At 62.2% G+C, this 8400-nt stretch carries 8 protein-coding genes; 1 reads left to right on the top strand and 7 read right to left on the bottom strand.

The window, feature by feature from the left end; genetic code table 11:
- Together KGB28_RS09440 and KGB28_RS09435 are read right to left on the bottom strand one after the other, a co-directional pair.
- Window positions 1-691: TPM domain-containing protein (locus KGB28_RS09440; protein ID WP_223444411.1), on the bottom strand; the 691-nt coding region annotated here is incomplete at its 3' end.
- 37 nt (window positions 692-728) lie between these two features.
- Window positions 729-1334 carry a LemA family protein gene (locus KGB28_RS09435; protein ID WP_223444403.1) on the bottom strand — a complete coding sequence of 202 codons (606 nt, stop codon included), beginning with the start codon at window positions 1332-1334 and terminating at the stop codon, window positions 729-731.
- A 263-nt stretch (window positions 1335-1597) separates the two neighbouring features.
- Here KGB28_RS09435 and bglX point away from each other — a divergent pair, with 263 nt between their 5' ends.
- A complete protein-coding gene (gene bglX / locus KGB28_RS09430; protein WP_223444401.1) occupies window positions 1598-3889 on the top strand; it encodes a beta-glucosidase BglX in 2292 nt (763 codons plus the stop codon).
- A gap of 141 nt (window positions 3890-4030) precedes the next feature.
- Here the strand turns inward: bglX and KGB28_RS09425 are convergent, their stop codons facing one another.
- The 5 genes from KGB28_RS09425 to KGB28_RS09405 all read right to left on the bottom strand — a co-directional run bounded on the left by KGB28_RS09425 (window position 4031) and on the right by KGB28_RS09405 (window position 8382).
- The gene (locus tag KGB28_RS09425; RefSeq protein ID WP_150757351.1) at window positions 4031-5188 is read right to left on the bottom strand and encodes a phospholipase D-like domain-containing protein; all 1158 of its coding nucleotides are present in this window, start codon (window positions 5186-5188) and stop codon (window positions 4031-4033) included.
- A gap of 1 nt (window position 5189) precedes the next feature.
- Window positions 5190-5780: a YceI family protein gene (locus KGB28_RS09420; protein WP_150727583.1), complete on the bottom strand. Its 591-nt coding sequence runs from the start codon at window positions 5778-5780 to the stop codon at window positions 5190-5192.
- A 134-nt stretch (window positions 5781-5914) separates the two neighbouring features.
- Window positions 5915-6238, bottom strand: coding sequence for an amidase (locus tag KGB28_RS09415; protein WP_223444399.1), 324 nt, complete (start codon window positions 6236-6238; stop codon window positions 5915-5917).
- Window positions 6235-7329: a serine hydrolase domain-containing protein gene (locus KGB28_RS09410; RefSeq protein ID WP_223444397.1), complete on the bottom strand. Its 1095-nt coding sequence runs from the start codon at window positions 7327-7329 to the stop codon at window positions 6235-6237. Before KGB28_RS09410 ends, KGB28_RS09415 begins: the two co-directional genes overlap by 4 nt.
- 165 nt (window positions 7330-7494) lie before the next feature.
- Complete coding sequence (locus KGB28_RS09405) at window positions 7495-8382, bottom strand: acyl-CoA dehydrogenase family protein (RefSeq protein WP_223444395.1); 888 nt, start codon at window positions 8380-8382, stop codon at window positions 7495-7497.
- Window positions 8383-8400: the final 18 nt, after the last annotated feature.

Here is an 8400-nt window from a genome sequence, read left to right as displayed (position 1 = left end):
TAAGAGCCAGGCCATACCCACCACCGCCAAAGCCGCCCCTGGATCCACCGGAGCCGCCCCGGCCGGCAGGAAGGATACCGAGCATCTGGGACACAAAAACAGTCAGGATGAACAACATCACCAAAAACACGAACAACCCGGGATGCCGCGCGATGAAATCGTCCCCCGGATCACCTCTGGATTCATACGCCGTGGAGGGTTCGTCCAAGGGATTGCCGCCCAGCACCACCAGCATTGCTGCCACGCCGTCACTGATGCCTTTACTGAAATTGCCGGTCTTGAACGCCGGGGTGATGACCTGGTTGATGATCACCGAACTCTGCGCATCGGTCAGGCGATCCTCCAGGCCGTAACCGACTTCGATACGCAACCGGCGCTCGTCCCGGGCGATGATCAGCAAGGCGCCGTTGTTCTTGTCCTTCTGCCCGATGCCCCAGTGGCGGCCGAGTTGATAACCGAAGTCGGCGATGTCGGTGCCTTGCAAATCCGGCAAAGTCACGACCACAAGCTGCTCGCCGGTGGCTTGCTCATGGGCCTGAAGTTGTTGGGTGAGCTGCTGGCGCACCGATGGCTCGATCATCTGCGCATTGTCGACCACCCGCCCGGTCAGCGCCGGGAAGCTCAGCTCGGCCCTGGCCGTGATCGCCACCACCCACAACAACAGCAACAGGCCTGTTTTCAGGACGCGCATTGGCAACCTCTTGCGTGGTGACGCCGATGACCGCTGTTCAGAATTTGACCTCGGGGGCCTTTTCCGACCCCGGTGTGGCTTCGAAGGTCTCGCGCATCGGCAGGTCGCTGTACATCACGGTGTGCCACAGGCGACCGGGGAACGTGCGGATCTCGGTGTTGTATTTCTGCACCGCGAGGATGAAATCACGCCGGGCCACGCTGATGCGGTTCTCGGTGCCTTCCAGTTGCGACTGCAAGGCGAGGAAGTTCTGGTTGGCCTTCAGGTCCGGATACCGCTCGGAGACCACCATCAAACGGCTCAAGGCGCCGCTGAGCTGGTCCTGGGCCTGTTGGTACTGCTTGAGCTTTTCCGGGTTGTCGAGGGTCGAGGCATCCACCTGGATCGACGTGGCCTTGGCCCGGGCCTCGATGACGGCGGTCAGGGTTTCCTTCTCGTGGGCCGCATAGCCCTTGACGGTTTCCACCAGGTTGGGAATCAGGTCGGCGCGCCGCTGATACTGGTTCTGCACCTGGCCCCAGGCGGCCTTGGCCTGTTCGTCGAGGGTCGGGATGTTGTTGATGCCGCAGGCGGTCAGCAACGTAGCCAGCACCAGCAGCGTGGCGACCTGCAGGCGCGAACGGTAGGTTGGACTTACATTCATCAGGCTGACGCTCCCTTGTACATTTCATGAAAAAACCGACCGTGAAACCTACTGAGCCGGCTCTTGGGGCATAATCGCCCGCGCCTCTGGATTGCAACGGGCCGATGGGCTAAAAAGAGGCCCTGCGCGAAAACGCATTCGCCATCTGGCTGTGGTTTTTTGGCTCTGGTCTTTTGAGCCGGCACCCGAACAACAATAGACGCTCCCTAAATTTTGGCTGGCCGGCGTGTGCATCGCCGTTTGGGCCCTTGAGAAAACTATTCATGAAGAAGCTGTGTTTGCTGGGCCTGTTCGTCAGCCTGGCCAGTCATAACGTATTGGCCGCCACGACGCCCGCACCCCTGGAGAACAAGGAAGCCTTCGTCAGCAACCTGATGAAGCAAATGACCCTCGATGAGAAAATCGGCCAGCTGCGCCTGATCAGTATCGGCCCGGAAATGCCGCGCGAAATGATCCGCAAGGAAATCGCGGCAGGCAACATCGGCGGTACGTTCAACTCGATCACCCGCCCGGAAAACCGGCCGATGCAGGACGCGGCCATGCGCAGCCGCCTGAAGATCCCGATGTTCTTCGCCTACGACGTGATCCACGGCCACCGCACCATTTTCCCGATCCCGCTGGCCCTGGCCTCGAGCTGGGACATGGACGCCATCGGCCTGTCCGGGCGCATTGCCGCCAAGGAAGCCGCGGCTGACAGCCTCGACATCACCTTCGCGCCGATGGTCGACATCTCCCGCGACCCGCGCTGGGGCCGCACCTCCGAAGGCTTCGGCGAAGACACCTACCTGGTGTCGCGCATTGCCGGCGTGATGGTCAAGGCGTTCCAGGGCACGGGCGCCAACGCCGCCGACAGCATCATGGCCAGCGTCAAGCACTTCGCCCTGTATGGCGCGGTCGAAGGTGGCCGCGACTACAACGTGGTCGACATGAGCCCGATCAAGATGTACCAGGACTACCTGCCACCGTATCGCGCCGCCATCGATGCCGGCGCTGGCGGGGTCATGGTCGCGCTGAACTCGATCAACGGCGTGCCGGCCACGGCCAACACCTGGCTGATGAACGACCTGCTGCGCAAGGAGTGGGGCTTCAAGGGCCTGGCGGTCAGCGACCACGGGGCGATTTTCGAGTTGATCAAGCACGGCGTTGCCGCCGACGGTCGCGAAGCGGCGAAGCTGGCGATCAAGGCCGGCATCCACATGAGCATGAACGACACCCTGTACGGCAAAGAGCTGCCAGGGCTGCTGAAGGCCGGCGAGATCCAGCAGAGCGACATCGACAACGCCGTGCGTGCGGTACTGGGCGCCAAGTACGACATGGGCCTGTTCAAGGACCCGTACCTGCGCATCGGCAAGGCCGAGAATGATCCGGTCGACACCTACGCCGACAGCCGCCTGCACCGCGCCGAGGCCCGTGATGTGGCGCGTCGCAGCATGGTGCTGCTGAAAAACCGCAACGAAACCCTGCCACTGAAGAAAACCGCGAAAATCGTCCTGGTCGGGCCGCTGGCCAAGGCGCCAATCGACATGATGGGCAGCTGGGCCGCTGCCGGTCGCCCTGCTCAATCGGTGACCCTGTTCGATGGCATGACCAACGCCCTGGGCGACAAATCGACTCTGATCTACGCCCGTGGCGCCAACATCACCAGCGACAAGAACATCCTCGGTTACCTGAACTTCCTCAACTTCGACGCCCCGGAAGTGGTCGATGACCCGCGCCCGGCGAACGTGCTGATCGACGAAGCGGTGAAAGCGGCCAAGGATGCTGATGTGGTGGTTGCCGCCGTCGGCGAGTCCCGTGGCATGTCCCACGAATCGTCGAGCCGCACCGACCTGAACATCCCGGAAAACCAGCGCGAGCTGATCCGTGCCCTGAAGGCCACCGGCAAACCGCTGGTGCTGGTGTTGATGAACGGCCGTCCACTGACGATCCTCGAAGAGAAGGAGCAGGCCGACGCGATCCTGGAAACCTGGTTCACCGGCACCGAGGGCGGCAACGCCATCGCCGATGTGCTGTTCGGCGACTACAACCCGTCGGGCAAACTGCCGATCAGTATCCCGCGTTCGGTAGGCCAGATTCCGACCTACTACAACCACCTGACCATCGGCCGGCCGTTCACCCCGGGCAAGCCGGGCAACTACACCTCGCAGTACTTCGATGACACTACAGGCCCCCTGTACCCGTTCGGTTATGGCCTGAGCTACACCGAGTTCAGCCTGAGCGACATGGCCCTGTCGTCGACCACGCTGAACAAGACCGGCAAGCTCGACGCCAGCGTCACGGTGAAAAACACCGGCAAGCGCGACGGCGAAACCGTGGTGCAGTTGTACATCCAGGACGTGGCTGGCTCGATGATCCGTCCGATCAAGGAACTGAAGAACTTCCAGAAAGTAATGGTCAAGGCTGGCGAGCAGAAAGTCGTGCACTTCACCATCACTGAGGACGACTTGAAGTTCTACAACACCCAGCTCAAGTACGCGGCGGAGCCGGGCAAGTTCAACGTGCAGATCGGCCTGGATTCAGAGGATGTGACGCAGCAGAGTTTTGAGCTGCTGTAATCCCGTTACACCGCAATAACCCTGTGGGAGCGAGCTTGCTCGCGATAGCGATCTGTCAGTCGACATCATCATTGACTGACAGATCGCTTTCGCGAGCAAGCCCGCTCCCACATTTGGTTTGTGGTGTTCAGAAAATCGGGATCAACCCCGTCGATCCAGCAGATTCACCACCAGCCGATCCACCCATCCCCACACCCGCTGTTTGACCCGCCGCCACAGTGGCCGACGCTTCCATTCTTCCAGACTGACTTGCTCACTCAACCCGAAGTCCCGTTCGAAACTCGCCGCCACCGCTCGGGTCAATCCGGGGTCCAGTGCTTCCAGGTTGGCTTCCAGGTTGAAGCGCAGGTTCCAGTGATCGAAGTTGCACGAGCCGATGCTCACCCAGTCATCGATCAGGACCATTTTCAGGTGCAGGAAACACGGCTGGTATTCGTAAATCGTCACCCCGGCCCTGAGCAGTCGCGGGTAGTAGCGATGGCCGGCATAGCGCACGGACGGGTGATCGGTACGGGGGCCGGTCAGCAGCAACCGCACATCGACGCCCCGGGCAGCCGCCCGGCGCAGGGAGCGACGGACTTTCCAGGTCGGCAAAAAGTACGGCGTGGCCAGCCAGATCCGTCGCTGACCGCTGTTCAGGGCTCGCACCAGCGACTGCAGAATGTCCCGGTGTTGACGGGCGTCGGCATACGCTACCCGGCCCATGCCCTCGCCTATCGACGGCACCCGTGGCAGGCGCGGCAAACCGAAATGCGAGGCCGATCGCCAGGCACGTCGATGGCGGTTGGCAATCCACTGACGATCGAACAGCAGTTGCCAGTCGAGCACCAGTGGGCCGGTGATTTCCACCATCACTTCGTGCCATTCGCTGACGTCTTCGCCCGGTGTCCAGAATTCATCAGTGACACCGGTGCCGCCGACCACGGCCAGGCTCTGGTCCACCAGCAACAGCTTGCGGTGATCGCGGTAGAAGTTGCCGACCCAGCGCCGCCAACTCAGCCGGTTGTAGAAACGCAGTTCCACCCCGGCAGCCATCAGCCGCTGGCGCAAGGTCAGGGTAAAAGCGAGGCTGCCGTAATCATCGAACAGGCAGCGTACCCGCACACCGCGCTCGGCGGCCTGCACCAAGGCCTGGACCATGGCTTCGGCGCAGGCGCCCGCCTCTACCAGATACAGCTCCAGTTCGACCTGTTCTTCAGCCCGGGCAATCGCCACCAGCATGCGCGGGAAAAACTGCGGACCATCGACCAGCAGTTCGAAGTGGTTGCCTTCACGCCATGGAAAAATCGCTCCGGCCATGTCAGCGCGCCGTGAAAATCAGCACCGCACTCACCGGTACTGAAAGACTGATCGCCGACAAACCAGCCAGTTTGCGCAACGAATCCAGGCCGGGAGCCAAATCGAAATCCTCGGCGTTGATCACCAGCGGTTCGAGGGTCACCACCTGGAAGCGTCGATCATCGAGACGGGTCGCCAGCAGTTCGGCGTGGTACTCGTGTTGCTTGCCGTGCAGGTCGACAGTCAGCGGCAGGCGCAACTCCAGCTGTGCGCCGGGAGCGAGGTCGTTGATCGGGCGCAGATCGATTTTCGTGGTGATCAAGGCATCGGGAAACCGGTCGATCTGGAACAGTTCCTTGCGCATGCGCTCATCGCGCAACGGGATGCCGCTGTTGATCGACTCCAGTTCGACTTCGACCTGCGCCAATCCCTCCGGATCGACCTTGCCGTGCAACACCAGGAAGCGCTGCACTTCAGAGACATTGGCATTCTTGGTGCTGACGAATGACAGGCGTGAGGATTCGCCATCCAGGTACCAATCGGCACGGGCCGACAACGCGGCGCCGGCCAGCAGCAGGAACGTGAGGGTTTGGAAGGTGGAGCGCTTGAACATAGAGACTCGTAGGGTAGATAAACCTGTGCTGAACCTTAACTGGCCTTCAGCGCATTGCAAGCCGTCTATTACTCCAAACCTGCCTTTGTGGCGAGGGAGCTTGCTCCCTCGCCACAAAAGCCCGGTCGCTCCACTCAAGGCTGCAAGCGACAGCCCTGGCGCTCGCCGATCCACACGGCGCTGTTGCTGCGCCCCATGCCACTGACCGTGACGCGCTTGCCGGCCGGGTCATCGATAAAGCCGCTGGCGGGCAGCCACTGTTTCACATAACCGTGGCAGTACTCGGCGTCGTTGTTCATCACGTAGCGGCACGAACAGTATTCCTTGGCGGTGTAGGCGCTGATGATGTCGGGGAACGCCAACAACGCCACCCGCTCGTGCCAGACCCAGCCGAGCAAGGCGATCAGCAGGGTCAGCAACAGGGAACTGACTGGTCGACGGCGAATGAAACCGCTCATGGCTGCACCTTCCCGGCAAAGGCCTTGAGCGCAAACTGGAGCAACTCGTTGTGCCGGTAACTGCCGTCGCGGTCATCGCCATAGCGGACGATCACCAACTGTTCACTGGGGATCACGTACATCGCCTGGCCCCAATGGCCCAACGCGGCGAAGGTATCGGCGGGGGCATCGGGCCAGGGTCGTGCGGCGCCCTCTATGGCTCGATTGAGCCACCACTGACCGCCGGGGACGGCATCGTCTTGATCGGCGTGATAGTGAGCGAACGGCTCGCGGTTGAACGCCACCCAGTCCTTGGGCAGCAGTTGCTTGTCTGCCCAGCGACCCTCGCGGGCCATCAACAGACCGACCCGGGCCAGATCCCGTGCGGTGAGGTAGGCATAGGACGAAGCGACGAAAGTGCCCGTGGCATCGGTTTCCCAAACGGCATGGCGAATGCCCAGCGGTTCGAACAGCGCAGTCCACGGATAGTCGGGATAGCGGCTGGGACCGACGATGGTTTTCAATGCGGCGGACAACAGGTTGCTGTCACCGCTGGAGTAGCGAAATGCCTGGCCGGGCGCTGCGTACTCCGCATGGGCCGCGGTGAACGCAGCCATGTCGTGGTGACCGAGGGTGTAGAGCATGGCCACCACCGAAGACTTCAGCGGTGCGTATTCATAGTCCTCTTGCCAATCCAGGCCCGAGGCCCAGTGCAGCAGGTCGGCCATGGTCATGTCGGGGTATTTTTGCAGGGGCGGATAAAACTTCGCCACAGGGTCGCCGAGTTTGAACAGCCCTTCGCCGTAGGCCACACCGAGGACCGTAGCCATCAGGCTCTTGCTGATCGACCAGGTCAGGTGTGGCGTCTCGGCCGTCGTGCGGCCGGCGTAGCGTTCGTAGATCAACTGACCGTCGCGGATCACCAGCAAGGCATCGGTGCGGATGCCCTGACGAGTGGTGTCATCGCGGGATGGAAAGGCGTAGGCCTCCAAGGCTTGAAGCGCCGGGCCAGCGGGCGTCGGGGCGGTCGGCCATTGCTCGGCGGGCCAGTTTTCGGCCCGGGCCGTGAGGCTGAGCAACAGCAGGAAAATCAGGGACAAGCCTTTGGGCATGGCGGGGGCTCGGAGATTGAACCTGCTGAGCCTAGTCGAGGTTGATGACAGTTCAGAAATTTGTGCTGCCAATCAGTCCGTCTTCGCGGGCAAGCCCGCTCCCACAGGGATCTCGCTCACACCAAAGATCCAATGTGGGAGCGGGCTTGCTCGCGAAGAGGCCAGTCAGGGCAGTGAAGATTCCGCCAATGCCTTGGCCAACCTCTTCCCCCGAGCCCCCGCCGCCAACTCCATCACCGCCTGATCCCGCTGCCACATCGTCGCCCACTCTGGAGGCCCTCCAGCCAGCGCCTCATTCACCTCAGCCTTGAGCCCATTGAACTGTGCAAACAACCCGCCAAGCAACACATGCCCGGCCGGATGGGTCGGTGGCTGGCGGCTGGTTTCCGCGCACCCCGCCAATACCCCCAGCAACCGCAGTTGCAAGCCTTGCGGCCAATCGCATTCCTGACCGACGCCATACAACCACGCCGTCATGGCGCTCAGCACATAGATGTCTTCCAGCGTGCGGAACGGTTTGACATACGCGTCCCAACCATCCCCCGCCAGCAATTCGCACAGCGCGTTATCCAGAAACAAACGGCCATGACTGATGTCCGGCATCAACGGGATCGGCGCCAGTTTTTCCACCCGCACACCCGGCTCATCGCGATAGATCACCGCCAGGCTCAAGCGTGGATCGGCGCCGGGCTCCTCGCTGCGCGCCGCCACCAGCAGCCAGTCGGCGGCATGACCGGCGGTGACGAAATCCTTGCGTCCGCTCAGGCGCAAACCGCTCAGTCGGGTTTGCATGTCGGCCGGGCGCAGGCTGCGCTGTTCGGTGGCGCACAGCGCGCCCAGGCTTAGTGGTGCGCTCGGCCAGAGCATGCGCAAGGCCGCCTGATACCCCACCAGGAACGCCAGCCCCGGCGTCGCCATCAACCGCCCGCCAAGCACCGCCAATTCAAACGGCGCGACCGTGCCCAACTGCTGCAACAAAGTCGCGAAACCTTCGGCCAGATCCGGGTTGGCGGGCAAGCGATCACGGCGGTTCAACAGGGTTTGCCAAGGCATAAGAGGCTCCTCGAGGGC

The organism is Pseudomonas sp. BF-R-19, assembly GCF_019956445.1.
Taxonomy (GTDB): domain Bacteria; phylum Pseudomonadota; class Gammaproteobacteria; order Pseudomonadales; family Pseudomonadaceae; genus Aquipseudomonas; species Aquipseudomonas fluorescens_BH.
The sequence above is the reverse complement of the archived record's forward strand: the minus strand, read 5'-3'. Positions and strand labels throughout refer to the sequence as shown.

Excerpts from the sequence above, each read along its gene's own strand:
- KGB28_RS09420 (WP_150727583.1), bottom strand. The coding sequence starts at position 5,780 with ATGTTCAAGCGCTCCACCTTCCAAACCCTCACGTTCCTGCTGCTGGCC.
- KGB28_RS09415 (WP_223444399.1), bottom strand. The coding sequence starts at position 6,238 with ATGAGCGGTTTCATTCGCCGTCGACCAGTCAGTTCCCTGTTGCTGACC.
- KGB28_RS09425 (WP_150757351.1), bottom strand. The coding sequence starts at position 5,188 with ATGGCCGGAGCGATTTTTCCATGGCGTGAAGGCAACCACTTCGAACTG.
- KGB28_RS09410 (WP_223444397.1), bottom strand. The coding sequence starts at position 7,329 with ATGCCCAAAGGCTTGTCCCTGATTTTCCTGCTGTTGCTCAGCCTCACG.
- KGB28_RS09435 (WP_223444403.1), bottom strand. The coding sequence starts at position 1,334 with ATGAATGTAAGTCCAACCTACCGTTCGCGCCTGCAGGTCGCCACGCTG.
- KGB28_RS09405 (WP_223444395.1), bottom strand. The coding sequence starts at position 8,382 with ATGCCTTGGCAAACCCTGTTGAACCGCCGTGATCGCTTGCCCGCCAAC.
- bglX (WP_223444401.1), top strand. The coding sequence starts at position 1,598 with ATGAAGAAGCTGTGTTTGCTGGGCCTGTTCGTCAGCCTGGCCAGTCAT.